This is a genomic window from Myxococcales bacterium (assembly GCA_016712525.1).
Lineage (GTDB): Bacteria > Myxococcota_A > Polyangia > Polyangiales > Polyangiaceae > JAAFHV01.
Genome location: JADJQX010000001.1, coordinates 476,171 through 498,650, shown reverse-complemented (window position 1 = coordinate 498,650; position 22,480 = coordinate 476,171). Strand labels below are relative to the sequence as shown.

The 22,480-nt window shown below is 69.5% G+C and carries 13 protein-coding genes; 8 read left to right on the top strand and 5 right to left on the bottom strand.

The window, feature by feature from the left end; genetic code table 11:
• Positions 1–13: 13 nt before the first annotated feature.
• Positions 14–2,602 carry an AAA family ATPase gene (locus IPK71_02120; GenBank protein MBK8212519.1) on the bottom strand — a complete coding sequence of 863 codons (2,589 nt, stop codon included), beginning with the start codon at positions 2,600–2,602 and terminating at the stop codon, positions 14–16.
• Between the two features lie 149 nt (positions 2,603–2,751).
• Between IPK71_02120 and IPK71_02115 the strand changes: the two genes are divergently transcribed.
• The 6 genes from IPK71_02115 to IPK71_02090 all read left to right on the top strand — a co-directional run bounded on the left by IPK71_02115 (position 2,752) and on the right by IPK71_02090 (position 12,155).
• The gene (locus IPK71_02115) at positions 2,752–3,459 is read left to right on the top strand and encodes a TetR/AcrR family transcriptional regulator (GenBank protein MBK8212518.1); all 708 of its coding nucleotides are present in this window, start codon (positions 2,752–2,754) and stop codon (positions 3,457–3,459) included.
• Between the two features lie 13 nt (positions 3,460–3,472).
• Positions 3,473–4,660, top strand: coding sequence for an efflux RND transporter periplasmic adaptor subunit (locus tag IPK71_02110; GenBank protein ID MBK8212517.1), 1,188 nt, complete (start codon positions 3,473–3,475; stop codon positions 4,658–4,660).
• Between the two features lie 35 nt (positions 4,661–4,695).
• Positions 4,696–7,806 (top strand): efflux RND transporter permease subunit, encoded by a 3,111-nt coding sequence (locus IPK71_02105; GenBank protein MBK8212516.1) that lies wholly within the window; start codon positions 4,696–4,698, stop codon positions 7,804–7,806.
• 66 nt (positions 7,807–7,872) lie between these two features.
• On the top strand, positions 7,873–8,811 hold the full coding sequence (locus IPK71_02100) for a hypothetical protein (GenBank protein ID MBK8212515.1): 939 nt from the start codon (positions 7,873–7,875) through the stop codon (positions 8,809–8,811).
• A gap of 164 nt (positions 8,812–8,975) precedes the next feature.
• A complete protein-coding gene (locus IPK71_02095) occupies positions 8,976–10,049 on the top strand; it encodes a phosphotransferase (protein ID MBK8212514.1) in 1,074 nt (357 codons plus the stop codon).
• Positions 10,050–10,100: 51 nt separating this feature from the next.
• On the top strand, positions 10,101–12,155 hold the full coding sequence (locus tag IPK71_02090) for a beta-galactosidase (GenBank protein MBK8212513.1): 2,055 nt from the start codon (positions 10,101–10,103) through the stop codon (positions 12,153–12,155).
• 12 nt (positions 12,156–12,167) lie between these two features.
• Here IPK71_02090 and IPK71_02085 read toward each other — a convergent pair whose 3' ends face one another.
• Together IPK71_02085 and IPK71_02080 are read right to left on the bottom strand one after the other, a co-directional pair.
• Entirely contained in the window at positions 12,168–12,875 is a 708-nt protein-coding gene (locus IPK71_02085; GenBank protein ID MBK8212512.1) for a hypothetical protein, read from the bottom strand.
• Between the two features lie 91 nt (positions 12,876–12,966).
• Complete coding sequence (locus IPK71_02080) at positions 12,967–14,424, bottom strand: FAD-dependent oxidoreductase (GenBank protein ID MBK8212511.1); 1,458 nt, start codon at positions 14,422–14,424, stop codon at positions 12,967–12,969.
• An 89-nt stretch (positions 14,425–14,513) separates the two neighbouring features.
• Between IPK71_02080 and IPK71_02075 the strand changes: the two genes are divergently transcribed.
• Positions 14,514–16,181 carry an FAD-binding oxidoreductase gene (locus IPK71_02075; GenBank protein MBK8212510.1) on the top strand — a complete coding sequence of 556 codons (1,668 nt, stop codon included), beginning with the start codon at positions 14,514–14,516 and terminating at the stop codon, positions 16,179–16,181.
• On the opposite strand, the gene IPK71_02070 is transcribed toward IPK71_02075, so the two are convergent.
• Positions 16,171–19,938, bottom strand: a complete 3,768-nt coding sequence (locus IPK71_02070) for a protein kinase (GenBank protein ID MBK8212509.1) — start codon at positions 19,936–19,938, stop codon at positions 16,171–16,173. The genes IPK71_02075 and IPK71_02070 overlap by 11 nt on opposite strands.
• 107 nt (positions 19,939–20,045) lie before the next feature.
• On the opposite strand from IPK71_02070, the gene IPK71_02065 reads away from it, so the two are divergent.
• Positions 20,046–21,245, top strand: coding sequence for a hypothetical protein (locus tag IPK71_02065; GenBank protein ID MBK8212508.1), 1,200 nt, complete (start codon positions 20,046–20,048; stop codon positions 21,243–21,245).
• A gap of 15 nt (positions 21,246–21,260) precedes the next feature.
• Here the strand turns inward: IPK71_02065 and IPK71_02060 are convergent, their stop codons facing one another.
• The gene (locus IPK71_02060) at positions 21,261–22,436 is read right to left on the bottom strand and encodes a DNA alkylation repair protein (GenBank protein ID MBK8212507.1); all 1,176 of its coding nucleotides are present in this window, start codon (positions 22,434–22,436) and stop codon (positions 21,261–21,263) included.
• Between the last annotated feature and the right edge of the window lie 44 nt (positions 22,437–22,480).

Here is a 22,480-nt window from a genome sequence, read left to right as displayed (position 1 = left end):
TACCACGCGGGGTTCACCCGAGGGCCGCGAAGGCGCTCGTAGGCTTGGTTTTCCCGCCTGACCGCGCGGTCACCGTGAGCTCGGTGCCCTGCACGTCGACGCTCGCCGTGTCCCCTCGGACGAGCTCTCCGCGGAGGAGCATCTCGGCCACCTTGGCCTCCACGTAGCGCCCGATGGTGCGTCGCATCGGGCGCGCGCCGAGGCCTTTGTCGAAGCCACCGTGATCGAGCAGCGCCTCGATCGCGCCTTGCGACACGCGGAGCTCGACGCCCCTCTGCATCATCAGCTCCGCCGAGAGCCCCGCGAGGATGCGCCGCGCGACCTCGGCCACGTCGTCACGGCCGAGCGGCGCGAAGGCGAGCACCTCGTCGATGCGGTTGTAAAGCTCGGGCGGCAGGGCCTCGCGCGCCGCCTTGTGCATCGCGCTCTCGTAGGCAGCCGCGCCGTTCGCCTGGGCCTTCTGGCCGAACCCGATGCGCCCGCGCTCCTTGTGCTCGTCGCTCGCGAGGTGCGCCCCGATGTTCGACGTGAGCAAGATCACCGTGTTCGTGAAGTCGACCGTGCGGCCTTTGCCGTCGGTCATGCGGCCCTCGTCGAACACCTGGAGGAAGCCCTCCAGCACGTCGCGGTGCGCCTTCTCGATCTCGTCGAGCAGCACGACCTGGTAGGGCCTCCGGCGCACGGCCTCGGTGAGCTGCCCACCGGCGTCGTGCCCCACGTACCCAGGCGGTGCGCCGAGCATCCTCGCGAGGGCGTGGGCCTCGGCGTACTCGCTCATGTCGATGCGGGTCATCGCCGACTCGGAGTAGAAGAGGCACTCGGCCACGGCCTTGGCGGTCTCGGTCTTTCCCACGCCCGTGGGGCCGAGCAAGAGGAACGTGCCGACCGGGCGCCGCGAGCGGAAGCCGGACGCGTTTCGCCGGAGCACGGTCGCGATCTTCGCGAGGGCGTCTTTGTGGCCCACGATCCGCTCGGCGAGCAGCTCCTCGAACTTCAAGAGGCGCTCTCCGTCGGTCTCGAGCAGGCGCTCCTCGGGCACCCCCGAGAGCTCGCTCACGACCTCGGCCACGCCCTCTTTGGTCACCTCGCGCTCGCCGCGTCTCCGCGCCCGCGCTCCCGCGAGGTCCAAGATCGAGATCGCCTTGTCGGGCAGCGCGCGGCCCGGCAGATAGCGCACGCTCCACGTGACCGCGCGCGCGATGGCCTCCTTGGCGTACGTGGCCTTGTGGTGTCCCTCGTAGGCCGGGCAAAGCTGCTCGATCGCGAGGTACGCCTCTTCGGGCCCGAGCTCGACGACCTCGATGGGCGAGAAGCGCCGGGCGAGCGCCGGATCGTGGTCGATGTACTTTCGGTACTCGTCGACCGTAGTCGCGCCGACACACGGGAGCTCGCCGCGCGAGAGGGCGATCTTGAGCTCGGCTTGGGCCTCGTCGCCCGCGTCCGGGCCGAAGAGCGTGTGGATCTCGTCGAAGAAGAGGACGATCTTGCCGTGGGCCTTCTTGACCTCGGCGCGGATCTGTCCGAGCCGCTCGGCGAGCGAGCCGCGCACGGCGGTGCCCGCGAGGAGCTGCGGCAGCTCGATCTCGATGACCAGCCGGTCATCCAGGGAGAGCACCTGGTTCCCCTCGGCGATCCTCCGCGCGAGCCCGTACACGACGCTCGTCTTCCCGACGCCGGCTTGGCCCACGAGGCACGGGTTGTTCGCGGTGCGCTTCGCGAGCACGTCGAGGGTGCGCTCGATCTCTTCGTCGCGACCGACGACCGGGTCGAGCTCACCGCGCGCCGCCATGAGCGTGAGGTTCTTTCCGATCGCGGCGAGGAGCGGGAACGTCTTCGGGCAGAGCTCGTGTTTCGCGAGGTCTCCCGCGGGCGCCTTCTTCGGCTTCGTGGTCGCGGGTGGTGTCGCCCGAGGCGTGTCGGACGAGGCTTGGCCCGCGTCGGCCTTCGTCCCCTCGTGTGGCTCCGTCGTGGGCGCCTTCGTGGGGGTGCGGAGCGTCGGCCTCGGTTGGCTCGCGGGCGGTGCGACCTCGCGAGGGAGCGTCCAGGTCGTGCGCGCGGCGGGCGCGTCGGGGCGAGCGCCGAGCGGCCCCCGCGGTGAAGGCTGGGTCTCGCGTCGGGGCCCGGGGCCCATGCCCGCAGTCGGCGTCTCGACGGGCCTTCGTGGCAGCGTGGCGCCCGTGGCGAGCTGCAGCGTGGCCCCGCGGAGCTTGGCGACGTCGGTCCCGCACTGGACCATCGCGCGGTACGCGGCGGACGTCGTGTCGTGGCAGAGCGCGAAGAGGAGATGAAGCGCGGTCGGGGCGCGTTTGTCGAGCTCCCCCTTGGCGAGCGGCGCACGCTGGACCGCGCGTTGAGCGAAATCGCGCGCGCGTGTGACCGCCCGGGCGAGCGCGTCGGGCGTGGTGTCCGACGCCACCCGCGCCGCCCGGAGGAGGGTGTCCTGATCGAGCCGCCGATCGGCGAGGAGCTGGGCCACGTCGCCCGGGCGCCCCGCGAGGGCGGCCAACACGTGGGCCGTGGAGAAGCGCTCCCCGCGATCCTTCGCGAGGGCTTCGGCGGACTTTCGAATCTCGACGAGCTCCGGCTCCGAACGACTGGTCATCGGTGTAGGGCGTCGCATGACGCGGCCCGACGGGCCAAGAAATGGGCGTTCGGGGGAGGCCGAGCCCCGGGCATTTCCGCAAAATTTCGAAAAGGCCGCCTTGCCAGCCCGGGCTGGGTGTCTATAAATGACCCACCGGTCAGAAACCCATGTCCCGCGTCGCCGATCCCACGACCCGCATCTCGCTCCTCCGCGCCGCCGAGGAGGTCTTCGCCAAGAAGGGGCTGGAGGCCGCCAAGGTCGAGGACATCGCCAAGCGCGCCGGGTGCTCGAAGGGCGCCTTCTACCTCCACTTCGAGGGCAAAGAAGAGGCCTTCCTCCAGGTGGTCGAGTCGTTCTTGGCCCGGTGCGACGGGATGGTCGCGGAGCCGGCCGATCTGCCCGACAGCGCCGAGGCGCTCATGGAGCTCGGGCTCGAGCAGGACGTCCAGCTCTTCGAGTTTCTCTGGCAAAACCGCGATCTTCTCTCGATCCTGCACACCTGTCAGGGGCAGTACGCCTACCTCTTCGAGGCCTTCCATCGGGAGCTCCGGGGCAAGGTGCGCCGGTGGATCGTCGCGCTCGTCGACCGAGGGCTCTACCGAAAGGACCTGGACGTCGAGCTCGTCGCGACCCTAACGGTAGGCGCGTTCGATGCCCTCGCCAACGCGATGCTCCAAAGCGAGAAGAAGCCACCGCTCCGCGAGTGGCTCGTCGCGGCCCGTCGGGTGTTCTCCATCGGCTTGGCCGCCGACCCGTCTCGCTGGGAAGACCAGCGGGTCAGTCAGATCCTCCTCCCCGACGTCGACGTCCCCGAGCCACTCCCCTCCGAGCCCACGCCCAAGGCCCGCGCGCCCCGCCGCCGCTCCGCGAAATAAGGAATAGTTCTCCATGGATTCGAACCACCCCATCGAGCGCCCGGTCGTCGGCGCCGAGCCTCGAAAGTCGGGCAACAAAGCGATCGTCGTGGTCGGCTTGGTGGTCGGCGTCGCCTTCGCCGGCCTCATGGGATCGAAGGTCATGAAGGCCCTCGACAAACGGAAGGACACGGCCGCCGAGCGCGAGGCGCAGGTCGTCGAGCTCGCGAAGAAGGTGCCCGTCGAGGTCACGTCTCCCATCCCCATGCGCTGGAAGCCGGCCGTCGAGCTCACGGGTACGCTCCGCCCCTTCCGCGAGGCCGACATCGGCTTCGAGACGTCGGGCCGGCTCGTGAAGCTGAACGTCGCCACGGGCGACAAGGTCAAACAAGGCTCGGTCCTCGCCGTGCTCGACGGCTCCCGCGCGGGCGCCCAGGTCGGTCAGGCGGTCGCCCAGTCCAAGGCGGCCGAAGCGAACCTCGCCCTCGCCGAGGACAACTTGAAGCGCACCGAGGCGCTCGTCGCGTCGAAGTCGATCCCCGAGGCGCAGGCCGAGGCCGCGCGCCAACAGGTCGCCCTCGCCAAGGCGCAGCTCGAGGGCGCCAAGGCCACCACCGTGCTCGCCCAGCAAGGCGCCGGCATGCACGCCATCGTCGCCCCGTTCGACGGCATCGTGACCCGCGCGCCCACCGCGATCGGCAGCGTCGTTGCGCCCGGCGCGCCGCTCGTGCGCGTCGAGGACGTGAGCAAATTCCGCCTGAGCGCCTCGGTCGGAGAGGACGAGGCCACCCTCGTGCACACCGGCATCCCCGCCGTGATCACCTACCAAGGGCGAAAAGTGACCGGCAAGGTCATCGCCGTGGTGCCCTCGCTCGATCAGGCCACGCGCCGCGTGCCGGTCGAGATCGAGGTGCCGAACGACCCGAAGTCTCCGCTCCTCGGCTACGGCTTCGTGCGCGCCCGCATCGAAGGGTCCGAAGAGATGGACGCCCTCCGCGTGCCCGCCGCCGCGCGCCGCCCCGGCTCTCAGAACGAGGTCGTCCGCCTGGTCGACGGCAAGGCCCAGCGCACCAAGGTCGTGCACGTGGTCGACACCGACGGCTCCTGGATCGTCACGCAGGGGCTCGGCGCGGGCGACAAGCTCGTGCTCGCCCCGTCGGACGACGTCCGCGACGGTGACGCGCTCGAGGTGGCCCAGAAGCCCGCGGCGCCCGCCAAGTAGAAATCGACGAGTTTTTCCGGAGAACGGAGCCTTCCGTGAACCTTTCCGCGATCGCGATCAAGCGCCCTGTCTTCACCGTGATGGTCACGGTGGCCCTCATGGTGCTCGGCATCATGGGCTACAAAAACCTCGGGACGGACCTCTTCCCGGACGTCTCGTTCCCGGTCGTCTCGGTCACCGTGCCTTATCCGGGCGCGGCCCCGGGCGAGGTCGAGCAGCTCGTCACGAAGCCCCTCGAGGACGCGATCGTGTCCTTGAACGGCATCGATCGCCTGAAGACCTACTCCCGCGAGGGGGTGTCGCAGGTCATCGTGCTCTTCAAGCTCGACGTCGACATCCAGAAGGCATCGACCGAGGTGCGCGAGCGCGTGGCCCAGTCGCGCTACAAGCTCCCGACCGAGATCAAGGAGCCGATCATCTCGCGCCTCGACGTGGGCGCGGCGCCGGTCATCACCTACACCCTCGAGGGCGGCGGGCGCTCCCTCGCCGAGACGGCCAAATTCGCGCGCGACGTGGTGAAACCCGCGCTCGAGCAGGTCGACGGCGTCGCGTCGGTCAACGTGCAAGGCGGCGCCGAGCGCGAGGTCCACGTCGATCTCGACATGGCTCGGATCGACGCGCTCCACCTCTCGCCGCTCGCGATCCTCCAGCAGCTCAAGGCCGAAAATCTCAACGTACCCGCCGGTCACTTCGACGAAGGCACGAAGGAGATCAGCGTGCGCACCGTCGGCGAGCTCCGCACGGTCGAGGCCATCCGCGAGATCATCGTGGCGACGGCGAGGGACGGCTCGAGCGTGCGCCTCCGCGACGTGGCCAACGTCGAGGACGGCTACCAAGAGCTCCGCACGCGCATCCGCACGAACGGGCAGCCGGCCGTCTCGTTCGACGTCGTGAAGCAGTCGGGACAGAACACCGTCGCCGTGGCCGACGCGGTCAAGACGAAGCTCGCGACGATCGAGGCCACGTTCCCCGCGGGCGTGAAGACCGCCGTCATCGTCGATCAGTCGAAGTTCATCCGCGAGAACGCGCACGAGGTCGAGGTCGCCATCCTGTTCGGCGGCGCCATGGCCATCTTGGTCATCTTGGTGTTCATGCTCGACCTACGCTCCACGATCATCTCGGCGGTCGCGCTGCCGACGAGCGTGGTCTCGACGTTCTTCGTCATGTACGCGCTGAATTTCACGCTCAACATGATGACGCTGCTCGCGCTCTCGCTGGCGATCGGCCTCCTCATCGACGACGCGGTGGTCGTGCGCGAGAACATCTCGAAGCACCTCGAGCGCGGCGTCGACCCGAAGACCGCGGCCCTCGAGGGCACGAAGGAGATCTCGCTCTCGGTGCTCGCGACCACGCTCACCATCGTGGCGGTGTTCGTGCCGGTCGCGTTCATGTCGGGCATCGTCGGGCAGTTCTTCCGCCAGTTCGGGCTCACGATCTCGGCGGCGGTGCTCGTCTCGCTCTTCGTGGCGTTCACGCTCGACCCGATGCTGTCGAGCCGCTTCTCGAAGGCCCACGTGCACGGCGCGGTCGACCGCTTCATGGCCATCAAGCGGCCGTTTTTGTGGGTCTTCGAGGGGATCGAGTCCCTCTATCGTGGGCTCCTCGGCTTCGCCCTTCGAAACAAAATCCTGGTGGGCGTGGGCGCGTTCTTGGCGCTCTTCTCCATCGGGCCGATCTCGAGCCTCATGGGCAACGAGTTCGTGAACGCCGAGGACCGCGGCCAGTTCGTGCTCGAGGCCGAGCTCGGCGCGGGCACCAAGCTCGACGAGACGGCCCGCGTCACGCTCGCCCCCGAGCTCAAGATCCTCGAGGACAAGCGCTTCCGCACGGTGCTCTCGACGATCGGCAAGAACGGCGAGGTCAACAAGGTGCAGTGGCGCATCCTCACCGTGCCGAAGAGCGAGCGCGACGTCGGCATCGCGGTGCTGAAGGACCGCGCCCGCGAGATCGCCCACACGATGCTGCCGGGCGCCAAGGTCACGGTCACCGACCCTCCGTTCGTCGAAGGCGCGGCCACCGAGGCGCCCATCATGGTGCAGGTGCGCGGCGCCACGTACGACGAGCTCGCGCCCCTCGCGCACGAGTTCGAGACGGCCATGAAGGGCATCCCCGGAATTACCGACCTGCAGGTCAAATACAGCCCGGGCCAGCCCGAGCTCCGCGTCGGCGTCGACCGTGACAAGGCCGCGCGCGCGGGTGTTCCCGTCGCTCAGCTCGCCATGGCGCTCCGCGCGTCGGTCGAGGGTGACGAGGCCGGCAAGATGCGCCAAGGCAAGGACGAGGTGCCCATTCGTGTGCGCCTCCGGCAGACCGACCGCGCCAACGTCGACGACGTGCTCCGCCTCACCATCCAGACCCCGGTCGGGCCGGTCGCCCTCGGAGATCTCGCGAGCGTCGAGCGTGGCGAGGGCCCGAGCGTCATCGAGCGCGAGGACCGCGAGCGTCAGATCGTGATCTGGGCGTCGACCAAGGGCAGGTCCCTCGGCGAGCTCGTCCCGGAGCTGAACGCCGCGTTCGCCAAGGTGAAAATGCCGCCCGGCGCGTCGTTCCACTTCGACGGTCAGATCCGCCAGATGAACGAGACGAACAGCTCCATGGGCGCCGCCATGGGCCTCGGTATCATCTTCATCTATCTCATCCTCGCGTCGCAGTTCGAGAGCTTCATCCACCCGCTCACGATCATGCTCACGCTGCCGCTCGCCTTCGTGGGGGCCATCGTGGCGCTGTTCCTCGCCAAGACCTCCATGGCCATGGGCGCGATGATCGGCATCATCTTGCTCATGGGGCTCGTCACCAAGAACGCCATCTTGCTCCTCGACCGCGCGCTCGTGCGTGTGCGCGAGCTCGGCGAGCCGCCGCTCCAGGCCATCCTCGAGGCGGGGCCCGAGCGCCTTCGCCCGATCTTGATGACCTCGGCGGCCATGATCCTCGGCATGCTCCCCACGGCCACGTCGAACGGGGAGGGGAGCGAGTTCCGCTCGCCGATGGCGATCGCCGTCATCGGAGGTGTCATAAGCTCGACGATCCTGTCGCTCGTCGTGGTGCCGGTGGTGTACCTCGCGATCGAGAACGCCAAGGCCTTCTTCGCGAGGGTCTTCGGGCTCACGCCGAAGCCCGCCGAGGCCCCGCCGAGCCCCGCCGAGTAGCCGCCGAGCGCGCCCACGCGGCTTCGCCTTTCCTCTCGGCACGGGCCCCCGTAGCATCGGGGGCCCATGTGGGTACCCTCCAAGCGAACGTGGATCTCTCAGGTTCTCTTCGGTGGCCGCACGTTGCCGAAGATCTGGTCGCGCGTCGGTGTCGTGGGGGCGCTCGCGCTCGTGGCCGAGCTCGGCTACCACAGGTTCCCCTGGCTCAACCTGAAGGTCACGCCGTTCACGCTGCTCGGCGTGCCGCTCGGCATCTTCCTCGGGTTCCGGAACAACGCCAGCTACGACCGGTTTTGGGAAGGTCGTAAGTTGTGGGGATCGCTCGTGAATACGTCGCGCAGCCTCGCGCGGCAGCTCACCACCTTCGTCGACGTCCCCGAGGGCTCGAGCGAAGAGACCGCCCGCGAGATCGTGGCCGAGCGCGAGGCCCTCGTGCGCATGGTGGTGGCCTACGTGCACTCCTTCCGCCACCACCTCCGCGACCAGGACACGCGCGTGGGCCTCGACGACGCGCTGTCGAAGGAGGAGCTCGCCGTCCTCGCGAAGCACGAGAACGTGCCGGTGGGCATCTTGGGAATGCTCGGCGATCGCATCGCCGGGCTCCGTCGACGCGGCGCCATCCACCCGATGCACGCCCCGGTCATCGAGCAGTGCCTCGTCTCGATGACGGACGTCCAGGGGGCGTGCGAGCGGATCAAGTCGACCCCGCTCCCTCACTCGTACAACGTGCTGCTCCACCGCATCGTCGCGGTGTATTGCATCTTGCTGCCGTTCGGGCTCGCGCAAGATCTCGGCTGGGCCTCGGTGCTCGTGGTCGTGTTCATCTCGTACGCGCTCTTCGGGTTGGACGCGATCGGCGACGAGCTCGAGCAACCCTTCGGCACCGACACGAACGACCTCGCGCTCTTCGCGATCTCGCGCACCATCGAGATAAACCTCCTGCGCCGCATCGGCGCCGAGGACGTGCCCCCACCCGCCAAAGCCAAGGACAACGTGCTCGACTGACCGGCCGGTTCACCTGAATTTCCCGGGCCGAGAGGGGCCGTTCGGCCTTTCGCCCGCGCCTCGTGCGCTCCCTGGTACCGGGGGCCGGCCCCTCGGGCGAGCTCGGCGAAAATGCCTGCGAAAACGCTGGCCAACCCGCGCCTTTTCGAAAGACGATGACCCCCATGGAGCTCGACTTTTCGGTTTTGACGCGCCTCTGCGCGGGCGTCTGGCCCGAGGCCGGTGACGCGCTCGAAGTGACCGCCATGACGGGGGGCGCGTCGACACGAAAGTACTACCGGGTCACGCCGAGGTCGGGCGGAGGCAAGAGCGCCGTCGCCATGTTCGTGCCCGACGGGCCCACGCCCGAAGAGGTGCACAACGGTCATCTGCCCGAGCGCTGGCCCTTCCTCGAGGTGCGGGATCTGCTCGAGGCGCGGGGGGTCGACGTGCCGCGTGTGCTCGCCGAGGACACGTCGCACGGGTGGCTCGTCCTCGAGGACCTGGGGGAAGACACGCTCGCCAACTACCTGTCGCGCGTCCCGGGGGACAAACCTGCGATCTACACGTGTGCGGTGCAGGACCTCGCCGAGGCCCAGGCGAGCCTCGCCGACCTCCCCGAGGGCTCGATCGTCGGCACCCGCCGGTTCGACTACGAGCTCCTGCGCTGGGAGATCGAGCACTTCCGCGAGTGGGGCCTCGACGCCCGCAAGAAGCCGCTCCTCTCGGACGACGCGGCATCGTTCGCCTCCATCGCCGATGGGCTCGCGAAGAAGATCGCGGGGCTCCCCGTGGGGTTCACCCACCGCGACTACCAGTCCCGAAACCTCATGGTGCGCGCCTCGCCCTCGCGGAAGGGCAAGCCGTTCGGGCTCGTCTGGCTCGACTTCCAGGACGCCCTCCTCGGCCCTCGGGTCTACGATCTCGTCGCGCTCCTCAACGACAGCTACCAGACGTTCGACCGCGCGTTCGTCGAGGCCCGCCTCGGGGACTACGCCGATCGCGCCGGCCTCGACGCGTCGAGCCGCGAGGCGCTGGTGATGGAGTTCGACCTCGTCACCGTGCAGCGAAAGCTGAAAGACGCCGGGCGCTTCGTGTTCATCGATCGGCAGAAGCAGAACCCCTCGTTCCTCAAGTTCGTCGTCCCCACGGTGGGCAAGGTGGGCAAGGCCTTGGAGCGCCTCGCCCCTCACGATCGCGACATGGCGGCCCTCCACGCCATCCTCTCGCGTGTCGTGGGCGACGAGCTCCGCGCGTGACCGCATGCGCCCGCCGCGAGCGCGGGCACGAAAGAACCCGACCTCCGTACGATGAGCGACGCACGACCCGCCCGCGACACTGCCTCTCCCGACGTCACCGTCCACCCGAACGGGCTCGCGCTCCGTGGGCGCTCGGCCACCTTGCCGCTCGTCTCCGGCTCGATGCACTACTTTCGCCACGAGCGCTCGGAGTGGGGCCCCGCGCTCGACGCGCTCGTCGCGATGGGCATGCGCCTCGTCGACATCTACGTCCCGTGGGGCGTGCACGAGCTCGGGCGCAACGAGTACGATTTCGGCGCCCGCGATCCGCGGCTCGACGTGCGCGCGTTCGTCACGATGGCCCACGAGCGAGGCCTCTTCGTCATCTTGCGGCCCGGCCCGCATATCAATGCAGAGCTCACGTACTTCGGGATCCCGGAGCGTGTCGTATGGGACCCTGACTGCCAGGCGCGCACGCCCAAGGGCAACCCGGTCGTGCTCCCGATGGTGCCCGTGGCGTTCCCCGTGCCGAGCTACGCGAGCGACGCCTTCCACGACGAGGCCGCCGAGTGGATCCGCGCGGTGGGGCGCGAGCTCTCGGACCTCGTGTACCCGCGCGGCCCGATCGTGCTCTTCCAGGTCGACAACGAGGGCGCGCTCTACTTCCGCGACGGACCCTACGATCAGGACTACCACCCCGACGCGATCCGCATGTTCCGGCAGTTTCTCCGGGACAAGTACGGGAGCCTCGCGGAGCTCGCGCGCGCGTGGGGCGAAGACCTCGACTTCGCGCCGTCGTTCAGCGCGGTCATGCCGCCCGTCCGCTTCGACGCCACCTCGGCCGACGAGCTCGTGCGCCACATCGACTGGATGGAGTTCCACGAGCACCTGCTCGGAAGCGCCATGACCAGGTTTGCCGAAGTAGCGAAAACTGCTGGGTTTTCTGCCGTTCCAACGTCCCACAATTTGCCCCCGGGCGAGGCGGCGACGGCGCTCAACGCGGGCCGGATCTCGAAGGTCGTCGACCTCGTCGGGCTCGACTACTACCACCCGGCCACGCCCGCGGCGCACATGACCCTGCTCCGTCGCACGACCGAGCTCGTCACGCGCGTCGAGGGGTTCGGTGGCCCGCCGTTCGCGGCCGAGATGGGCGCGGGGTATCCTCCGATCTTCGCCCCGCTCGACGAGCACGACTCGGTCTACACGCTGCTCGCGGCCATGGCGTACGGGCTCCGCGGGTGGAACCTCTACATGGCCGTCGACCGCGAGCGCTGGATCGGCGCCCCGATCGACGCGCACGGCGTGCCACGAAAGCTCGCCGACACGTACCGCAAGATCGCGTCTCTCTACGACGCGATGAAGCTCCACGAGCTCCGTCGCAGGGCGCCCGTGAGGCTCGTCGTCCCTCGTGCGCTCCGGCGGCTCGCGCGCGCGACCCACGCGTTCGGCCCGGTCACGCCGGCCTTCTTCAACGTGGTCGGGATCGGGTTCCGCGAGTCGTGCCTCGAGGACGATCTCGGCACGGGAGAGGTGCCGACCCTCGCGGCCGAGGCCTTCCTGCACGCGTTCGAGCGCGCCCTCTTGGCGCGTGGCGTCCCGTTCGCCTACGCCGGGGGTGACTCGCTCGTCGAATCGACGCGCGGGGCCTCGTGGGTCGTCTGCACGAGCGCCGCGGGCATGAAACCCGAGCTCGTGGACATGTTGCAGAGTGCACGTAAGTCCGGCGTGCACGTGACGCTCGGTCCCCGAGTGCCGACGCGCGACGGCCATTTTCGCCCGCTCGCGGCCCCGCTCGACACGACCGGGTTCGAGCTCTCGTCCCTCGAGGACGGGACCGAGGCCGATCGCATCGTGGCGGAGCACGTGCGCGTGAGCCAGCTCCCGACCTACCCGGTGAGCCCGTCGTCGTGTTTCGTGACCGTGCACGAGGACGTGCTCGGGGTCGCCAAGGTGGTCTTCTTGATGAACCCGACCGACGCGCGCGTCGAGGCCACGTTCCCGGTCGCCAAGGTGCTCGGCCTGCGCGACGTCTTGAGCTCGAGCCACGGCGAGGTCGTGGTCCCCGAGTCCGGAGTGTTTACGGTCACCGTGCCGGCACGCACGGTGCGTGTCTTCGCGGCCGAGTAGCCGACTCGACGCTCAGAACGTGTACCGGAGGCCTGCGCCCGCGTCCCACGCGAGGCCCGCCGTGGCGTTCGCCGTGGCTCGCGCGAGGCTCGGCGCGAAGCGGGGCCCGCCGGACAGACCGAGCGCGAAGTGGCGGCTCAGCGCGTACCACTCGACGCCGAGGCGCCCGTTGAGCGAGAGGCCGAGCGACTCGAGCGCTTCGTACCCGTAGATGGCGAGGGCGCGCTCGGGCACGTCGGCGACGATGGCCCCGATTCCAGGCTGGAGAAACAGCGCCACGCGCTCGGTCGCGTGCACGGTGATCCGTAGCCCTCCGCCGAAGCCGAGGATGGGGAACGCGCGGGTGCGGGTCCGCCCGTCGCCCCCGGTGGTGCTGAAGGCGAGCTCGCCCTGCCCGTAGATCATGAGCCAGCTGAAGATCTCGTAGCCGACCTGGAGGTTCGCCCACGGGGCCGTCGTCACGAGCTGCGCGAGATCGCCCGTGAAGCCCATCACGCCGATGCGCGAGTCGAGGACGACGCCCTTCTTGCGCGGAGGGAGCGGAGGCGCCTCGTCGGCGTCGGGGGTGTCGGGCTTGGCTTCGGCGCGGCTCAGCGCCGTGCCCGACAGGTCGACCGCGCCGAGCTCCTTCGAGGCGGGGGCCGCGTCGGCGGCGTGAGCGAGCACGGGCGCGCCGAGCGACACGAGAGCGAACGCGAGGGCCGACACGATGGACCGCACTCGCCCACGATACACGAATCGCCCACGGTCGAGCCCCCGCGTCGACGCTAGGCAGGATGGTGGGGAAAATACCGACACGGAGCCCCGCGCATCAATCGGGGAACCACTCGTTCCAGCGGATCCATGCCTCGTTCACGACGGTCTTCGCGAGGTCGCCCACGAGCTCGAGGCGCGCCACCACGCCGAGCCGCGTGCCGAGGCCGAAGCGGAGCATGAGCATGCGATTCTGCCGGAATCGCTCGAACGCGGGCGCGTGCTCACGAAAGAGGTACGAGCCCCCGAGCGCCTCGCCGATGACCATGCCCGAGACGAACGCGTCCTCGTGGCTCGCGAAGGTGAGGTAGTCGCCCGCGAACCAGACGCGGTCTTTGCCCTGGATTTTGTAGAAGTCGAGGCGCGCGTTCATGGCCTTTTCGTCGGCGATCATGTGCGAAAACTTCTGGATCTTCTCCGTGCCCTCGTAGGGCGCGGGGCGCTCGTTCGTCATGACCGAGACGAGCACGCGCCGTGGGGTCACTCCGTCGAGCCCCGACACGCGCTTCATGTCGTACGTCATGACGCCGTCGAGCGTGGGCCCGGGCGTGGGGTTCTCGGAGCGGTAGTGGAAGAAGACCCCGGGCTGTGTCCCGGCGAGCGGCGCCTCGTCGGAGTGAAGGTACGCGACCGCGGGCTCGTACGAGAACGTGCCGAGCAGGCGCTTCTCTTCGTCGCTCGGGGTGTCGAGCATCGCGAGCGCGGAGATCGCGTCGGTCGCGATGACCACCTGATCGTAGCGCTCGGTGTTCCCGTCCTCGTCGGTGACGGCCACGCTCTGGTTGTTACGGACGACGCGCGTGACCTTCTTCCCGAGGAACTGCCGCGACGAGAAGCTCTGCGTGAGCTTCGAGACGTACTCGGGCGTGCCCCCGTCGATCGTGCGCCACGTCGTAGGGCTGAAGAACGAGATCGTGCCGAAGCGGAACATCATCGACAACGACCACGCCGGCGTGTCGAGGAGGGCGTCCCTCGTGACGAGGAAGAGCGAGAGGAGCGGCGCGAGGCCCTTCGCCAAGAACTCGGGCTCGTACCCTCCCGAGTGCGGCACCCCGGGCACGGCGCCGTTCAGGTAGTACGAGATCGGCTTCATCTGCATCTTGAAGGGCAGCGCCGGGATCTCGAACATGAGCTGCTCGAAGCGGCTCGCCTGCGCCTCGATGCGGCTCCAGAGCGCCGTCTGGCGGAAGGTCGCGTCGGTGCCCCACGTCTCGCGCTCGGCGCCCTCTTTCCCGGGGAACGACACGAGCAGGGTGGCGCCCGCGGCCGTGGTGCGGATGTTGTACCTCTGGAACATGCAGTAGAGGTTCGGATACGCCCACGGGAGCGTGATCATGACGCCCATGTCGACCTTGCGGCCCGTGTCCCCGAAGGGGTGCGCGAACGCGTGCCCACCGAGCGCCTCCCCCGCCTCGTAGATCGTCACCTCGTGTTTTTGAGACAGCATCCAGGCCGCACCGAGCCCTGCCGCGCCCCCACCCACCACAGCGATCTTCTCGCGCCTTCCGAAAGCCATAAGCAGACTGTAGAGTCTTTCGAGCGCGAGGAGAACCCGAGCGCGAAAGACCGTGCCGGGTGGCACGCGCAGGGAGGGACCGCGGGCTCATGAAAGCGTTTCGACGGGTGATCGAGTGGGGCAAGGGCCCGATCCCGAACCGCGTGCGGAGGTCCGAGGGCGTCGAGATCCTGCGCGACGAAGGCATCGTCGAGCGCGAGCGCCTCCCCGACGAACGCGTCGACCACGCCGAGATCCGCAGCTACGGCGAGATCGAGCGGTGCCACGCCGAGGTGCACACCCCCGAGACGGTCGACGAGCTCCGCGCGCTGCTCGTGCGCCTCGCGAACGATGGCCGCAAAGTCACCTTCCGCGCCGGCGGGTGCTCGCTCGACGGTCAGTCCTTGAACGACGACGTGGTCGTCTTCCTCGACGAGCTCGACGGCATCGTGATCGACGATCACCCGACGCACCCCACGGTCACCGTCGGGCCCGGGGCCACGTGGGGGAACATCGTCCGCGCGCTCGAGCCTCGTGGGCTCGTGCCGGGCATCGTCGTCACGGCGAGCCGCGCCACGGCCGGTGGCACCGCCTCGGCAGACGGGGTCTCGCGCTTCTCGTCGACGCTCGGGAAGGAGTCGGCCTTCATCGAGAAGCTCACGCTGCTCACGGTCGACGGCGCATTCCACGAGCTCTCACGCGACGCGACCGATCCACAAGAACTAGAGTTGTTTCGTGGGGTTATCGGAGGGTTCGGGTACCTGGGCGCGGTGGTCTCGGTGACGTACGCCGTGCTCCGCCCCAAGGCCGAGGGCCCGCCGCGCGAGCGGCTCCGCGTGAAGACCCGGGTCACGAAGTCGGCCATGTTCGACACGTTCGCCGACCCGGGGCACGGGGTCTCTCCGCCGTTGCCTCCGTCGCCTACCGCGGTGGCTCCTCGTCGCGCGGGCGCGTGCCGCACGATCGCGAGAGAGCTGCACGCGAGCTTCTCCGAGGCGAACGCGGCCGCTCGCTCGACCACCCAGGCGGACCTCCGCGAGAAGCCGCGCGCGTTCTACGGCGTCGTGTGCCCCGGCCCACGCCCGCGGGGCCTCGCGTTCGAGTCGGTCTACGTGCGGAGCGACGCCACGAACCCGATGCTCCAGCACCAGCCCGAGCACACGTTCCGGCCGCTCGCCGAGTGGGTCGCGCGCTTCGGGCCCACGAGCTCGCTCTTCTGGGCGGGCACGTTCCAGATGTTCCAGGAGGGGGTCGACTACGTCGACGAGCTCTTCGGGTACACGTTCTTCATGGACGGGAACGTCCGCACCCACGCCCTCGAGCGCCGCCTCGGGCTCCGCACGTACACCCTCCAGCAGACCTACGTCGTCCCGTTTCGCCCGGACTTGCTCGAGTCGTTCCTCGAGAGGACCTTGGCCTTCTTCGACGAGCGAGGGCTCTTGCCCGTCCTCTTCGACGTGCTCTTCGTCCCGGGCGACGAGATGATCCTCTCGGCGAGCCGCGGCGGAGACGGGTTCGCGGTCACCGTCGCCTTCGAGACCATGAACGAGGCCGAGCTCGAAGCGCGCATCGAGGCGCTCTCCGACCTCTCCGAGATCTGCGCGAGCGTCGGCGGGAAGATTCACCTCGTGAAGAGCGTGTGCGCCTCGCCCGAGGTGCTAAAGCGCATGTTCGGGCCCGCGATCGCGGAGTTCGGCGCGCTCAAGCGGCGCGTCGATCCGAAGGGCGTGCTCGTGAACCGCTTCCTCGAGAAGACCTTCCCCGAGCTCACGCGCTGAAGCCCGGAGCGAGCATGGCCGCGAACGCCGAGGGATCGGAGACGCCCTCGGCGCGGAACACCTCGCTCGCGCTGCGCACCAGGAACTCGCCCGAGGCGCCGCCGAGCCGTTGCCCGCGGGCCGTCCGCGCCGCGGCGGCGTAGAGCTTCATGTCGCCCTGACGGAACGACGTCTCGGCGCGGCCGAGGGCGAGCACGGCGTCGTCGTCTCGCCCCTCGAGCGCTGCGGCCCCGGCCAAGACGAGGTCCGCGAAGGGGCGCGCCCAAGCCGCGCGCTCGGAGAGCACGACGTGGGCGTCGTGTTTCGCTACGGCCAAGAGGTGGCCCTTGGCCTCGCGCCGGGTCGCGGCGGCGGCGATTGCGGAGAGCCCCCGCTCGTAGTGCGCGACGATGCGGTTGTTCTGAGCGCGGAGGAGCAGCGACGACTCGAGCGCGGGGAACGCGGCCGCGATGCGGTCGTAGGCTTCTTTTCCCTCGGAGGCGTACCGCGCGACGTACGTCTCGGCGAGCAGCGCGACGTAGTGCTGGAGGTGGAAATCCTCGCTCGACCACCGCGCCATCACGAGGGCCGGCTGGGCGCGCGCGGCTTCGATGTCGCCCCGGGCGAGCATGACCCACGCGTGGGACGTCGTGAGGTTCGCTTGCGCGTAGAGATCCCGGCGCTGCTCGGCGGCCTTCAGCGTCGCGGGGAGCCGGGCCGAAAGCTCGCGCAGGCGACCCGTGTAGAAGAGGGACCACGACGTGACCATGTCGGTCGTGTCGACCTCCCACGAGACCCCGCGGCACTCGTCTCGGAAGACCTTCTCGGCCTTGGCGTAGTGCTCGAGCGCGGAGGTCCATCGTCCGCGTGTGAAGGCGTCGCACATGCCCGTGACGAGGTGGCCGAAACCCAGCAAATGCGGGTCGTTCAGGCGATCGGCGAGCTCGAGGAGGCTCTTCGCGAGCGCGTCGGCGCGAGCCTCGTTCGTGGTGCCGACGAAGGCCGTCGAGGTCGTCTCGAAGGCGAGCGCGCGGCCGATACGGAACGGATCTCCGGCGCGAAGCGAGAGGAGGAGGCTCCGGGCCGCGAAGTCGGCTCCACGCATCATGTCGACGCCGTTCAAGCCCACGGTGAGCGCCCAGCAGGTGTCGATGCGGAGGCGGTCTCGTTTTTTGACCTCTTCGGGGGTCTTCTCGCGGAACTCGAGGCCCCTCACACCGAGCTCGGCGCGGCGCACCAAGAACGACAAGAGGGCGAGCTGGGGCGACGACGGCATCCACAGATCGAGCTCGCGCAGCACCTCGCGCAGTACCTCGAGGCCCTGGTCGACGTGACCCGCGGCGAGCAAGCGCTCCCCCGCGAGCCGCCGGAGCTCGAGGGCGCGATCCGTGTCGGCGTACGTCGCGGCCGACAAAAAGGCCGCCGCGGCCTCGGTCCCGCGCCCTGCGTTGGCGAGGGCCTCGCCCCGTCGGCTCTCGAGCAGCTCGAGGCGCGCACGACGCAGTCCCGGTCGTTCGGCGGCGCGCGCATAGAGCCGGGCGGCGCGGTCGAAGGCGAGCGCTTGGGCGGCGCGGTGGGCCGCGTGCTCGTAGAGGTCGCCTGCCTTCTCCGCGTCGCCCGCCAAGAGCCAGTGCTCGGCGAGCCGCTCGGGGTCTTCGCTCCCGTGTTTGTCGAGCGAGATCGCGAGCCTCCTGTGGCACGAGGCGCGTTCGTCGTCCGGCATCGTGCGCACGACGTGCTCGCGGATCCTGTCGTGGTAGCTCTCGACCGCGTCGTGGTCCGAGAGCCCTCGGGCGCGGACGAGGCGCTGGAACCGCAGCATCGCGAGCGCCGCGCGAGGATCGGGGACGTCGGCGGCGTCGGCGGCGACGTCTTGGGCGAGCGGGCTCCCGGCGGCCGAGACGATGGCGAGGAGGCGGCGTGCGTCGGGCGCGAGGCCGGCGACGCGGGCGTCGAGGAGGCGCGAGAGGCTCACGTCCGGGCCTTCACCGCGGAGCGCCGCGTGCGACAGCTCGCCGACGAAATACGGGCTCCCGGCCGATTCTTGCGCGATCGTGCGCGCGATGCGATCGACGTCGTCTTGGGTGCCGGCGAGGCGCCCCTGGAGGAGGAGCGTCCGCGCGAGATCGAAGGCCTCGGGCGTGGTGAGCGGGGCGACGTCGACGTGGGCGCGGACCCCGTGGAACGACGGCCCGTCGAGCTCGGCCAAGAACGTCCGTAGGGGCTCGCTGCGTGCGGCCTCTTCGCTCCGGTAGCTCGCGACGAGCACGAAGCGCGGCGCGTCCGGTGGGCGCAAGAGCTCGACGAGCGCGCTCGTGCCGTCGGCGTCTCCCCATTGGAGGTCGTCGATGTGGACGACCACCGTGCGTGTGCGCGACAGCTCCCCGACGAGCACCTTCAACGCCGAGAAGGCTCGCCACCGCGCCTCGCGGTCGTCTTGGGCGAGCAGCGGCGCACCTTGTGCGATGGCCGCGATCGTCGGCACCCGGAGGAGCGAAGGGAAGACGCGCGAGAGGGCGCCGAGGTCGTGGGAGACGAGCGCCTCGACCTCGGACGGTGGCAAAAAGGACAGGTTGTGCCCGAGCGAGTCGAGCACGCCGTCGATCGATTTGTACGGCACCGACTCCCGCTCGTAGCAGCGGCCGCGGAGCACGAGCGACTCGGGCTTGGAGCGAAACGACTCGAGGAGCCGCTCGACGAGGGCGCTCTTCCCCATGCCCGAGCGCCCGCACACGGTGACCACGACGGGGCCGCCTTCCGAGAGGCGAGCGACGGCGGCAGCGAGCGTCGAGCTCTCGTGCGCGCGCCCGACGAACACCGGGTCCGGCAGCGCGATCGCGAGGGACTTCGTCGTGGGAGGCTCTCCGAGGGCGGTGAGGATCTCGTGCTCCTGCGGCCGCTTCGCGGGTGTGCGATCGAGGAGGCGCATGCAGAGGTCGACGAGATCCCTAGGGACGCTGCCGCCGTACCGCGCCACGTACGGGATCGCGAGCGGAGACGGCGGGTCGCTCGTGCGCTTCTTGAGCAGGATCTCGTACGGACGGCCTCGGAAGGGCTGCACCCCGGTGAGGGCCTCGTACAGCATGACGCCGACGGCGTAGAAATCGGACGCGGGCGAGAGCTCTTCGGCCGACGCTTGTTCGGGCGACATGTAGGCCGGCGTGCCCAAGAAGGCCATCGAGAGATCCTCGTCCTCGGGCATCGCGCGCCGGCTGCGAGCGAGGCCGAAGTCGAGGATGACGAGCCTGCCGTCGTCGCGGACGAGCACGTTCGAGGGCTTGAGGTCGCGGTGGATCTTTCCGGCTCGATGGATGGCGCCGAGGCCCCGCACGAGCTGCGCCAAAGCCTCGCGGAGGCGGGCCTCGTCGAGCGCGCCACCGGGGTAGGGCGGGGCGATGTCGTAGGAGCGGGAGGCCTCGTCGGCGAGCCTCACGCGCGACACGAGCGGCGTCGTGTCCTCCGGGCCGGTCGAGCTGCGCACGTAGCGGAGGAAGTCGGCCCCCGTGACGAGCTCCATCGTGAAGAAGGCGTCGCAGTCGGGCGCGGAGATGAGCTCGTGCAGCTCGACGAGGTTCGGGTGGACGATGTCCGCGATCGCGCGAAATTCGCGCTTGAGCTGGTGGACCTCGGAGGGGCCCGCGCGCACGAGCGTCTTCAAGGCGACCTTCGTGCCCCGCTCGTGGTCCAGCGCCTCGTACACGACCCCCATGCCGCCGGTGCCGAGCCGAGACAAGATCTCGAACCGGCTCGCGATCGTGCCGGTCAAGGTAGGAAACATCAACGGTAAGGTACCTTTCGTCGGAAGGCGGCTGCAAGGCCCCGCGACCGCCTCGGGTGCCTTCTCGGCGCTCGCGTTCCGGGCCGCGGCGTGCAAAACCATCGGCCATGACCTCAGCCACGAAGCGTCCAGTCGCCGCGTGCATCGCCTCAGCCAACGTGCACCTCGTCTACGACGATGGCGCGACCGAAAAGGTCGACAGCAAGTACGCCGCCGAAGTGCGCGCGCGTGCGGCTCAGATCGATCGCAAGTCGTCGTGGAAGAAGGGGGGCTCGGGCGCGGCCTTCATGGGCGCAGGTCAGCTCTGGGCCGAAGACGTGGACGACATGCCCATCGTGGCGACGTCGGTCGCGCGGGGTCGTTCGGCCGGCGAGGTCCTTTACACGCTCCGCACCCCGGCGGTCGGTGGGCTCTTCGCCTACGATCTCGCCAAGGGCGAAGAGAGCCGTGTCTTTCACGGCACCGGGCACGACTTCATGGGCCTCTCGTCGAGCGAGTACCACACGGTCCTCGCCACGGCGACGACCCAGGGCAAGATGCGCCGCGGCATCGCCGTCATGAAGGACGACGGCAGCGAGATGGCTCAAATCACCGAGGGCGATTCGTTCGACGACGATCCGTCGTGGGTGCCCACCCCGCCCAAGGGAGACAAGTGCGTGCACGAGCTCGTCTACTCGAGCGCAGGAATCGGGCGCGACGAGGCCGGGCAGTTCGCGGGGCTCGGGCCTCGCAGCGTCGTGCTGCTCGACGCGGAGCACGGCACCATGCAGACCCTCGTGGAGGACCCGGCGTACGACTACACGAACCCGCGCATGGCCCCTGACGGGACGCTCTACTGCGTGCGCCGCCCGTACGTCTCGCCGTTCGACCGCCCGAACGCCTCGGCCTCGATCAAAGACGCGGCGCTCCTCCCGTTCCGGCTCGGCTCGGCCGTCTTCAACTACCTCGACTATTTCACCATGCGCTACACGGGAAAACCCTTGGCTTCGTCGGGCTCCACGCGCGACAAGGCGGCCGACGCGCGCCGCATGCTCGAGCTCGGCAACCTGGGTCGCGCGGTGCGCGGGGTCGAGCGGGGCCTCACCGACGACACCCCGAAGGACGCAAGGGTCCCCACGTCGTGGCAGCTCGTGCGGATCGCGCCCAAGCGCGCGCCCGAGGTCGTCGTCGACCGGGTCGCGGCGTTCGACCGCCATGGCGAGCGGTTCGTCTTCACGGACGGCGTCTCGCTCCACACGCTCTCGGCCTCGGGTGCCGCGAAGAAGCTCGCCGAGCTCCCCTACGTGACCGACCTCGCCGTGCTTTGATCGGAGGCCCGCTCGCTACGGGCGCCGTGGCCCGCCGCCCTCACCCTCGGCGACGCGGAGCTCGAAGTCCGCGCGCGCGACGGGCTTGCCGTTCACGACGCACTCCACCGCGTGCGTGCCCGCGTAGTACGTGCGCGTCGTGATCGGGACGATTTTGTGGGCCTTTCGGAGCTCGCGGGTCTCGTTCGGAGGCAGATCGAGGGTCCACCCTTTGAAGACCTTGGGGCTCGTGCCGCCGCTCTTTTTCACGTGGTGGATCACGTAGTCGACGACGAGCCGCTGCGCCCGCTTCGCCGTGGAGGCGAGCACGACCCGAAAGCTCAGCGCGTCGCCCATCCGGAGCTTCGCCTTCTCCACGGTGAGGGACGCCCGCCCCTGGAACGGCTCGGACGCGCCGTGCACGGCGAGGGTGCTCGTGTGCCCGGCCTTGACGAGGCTGCGCGACGCGTGCCGCACGAGCTTCGCGCGCTCCTTGGTGGCGCCCTTCATCCACGCGGCGAGCAGCTCCGCGACGAGGTCGGGGTGGTCTTTGGCGATGTCGTTCAGGTGGTTCGCGACGCTGCGGCGTACGTACTCCTCCGGATCGTCGCGCAGGGCCTCGAGGAGCGGGAGCGTCGGGCTCGGGTCTTTCACGAGCGACACGAGGCGCTGTCCCCAGGGGAGACGAGGCCTCGTGCCTTCGCTCACGAGCCTGCGCACGTGGAGGTTCGGATCGCGCGTCCAGCGCGCGAGGGTCTTGAAGGTGAGCTCGGGGTGATGCTCCACGAACGCGCGGATGGCCCACTCCGACGAGAAGCGCATCGTGAGCTCGCGGAGGCAGGCGAGGGCGCGCTTCGGATGCGTGAGGCCCGTGTGCTCGACGACGAGGGTGAGCGGCCACACGGCCCACCCTGCGAGCCCGTCGGGGCCGGAGCGCAGGCTCCCGAGGGCGTCGGAGGTGGCGGGTGGCGCGAGCGAGCCCTCGAGGATGGTGGCGATGGTGTCGAACGACTCGGGCGGCGCGGCACGGAGCGCCGTCGCGACGTGCAGAGCGCGCCCCTTGAGCTCGAGGACCTCGAGGCCGCTCTTCGCTTCTCTCGTGAACCTCCGGGCGTCGAAGGGCACCCCGGCGCTCTTCGCCGAGCGCCCGAGCGCCTTTCCCATGTCGTCGACGAGCTTCGGGGAGACGAGGTTCTTGAAGGGCTCGGCCATCGGTCGAACCCTACTCGACATCACCGCCTCGATAGAAGGCGGGA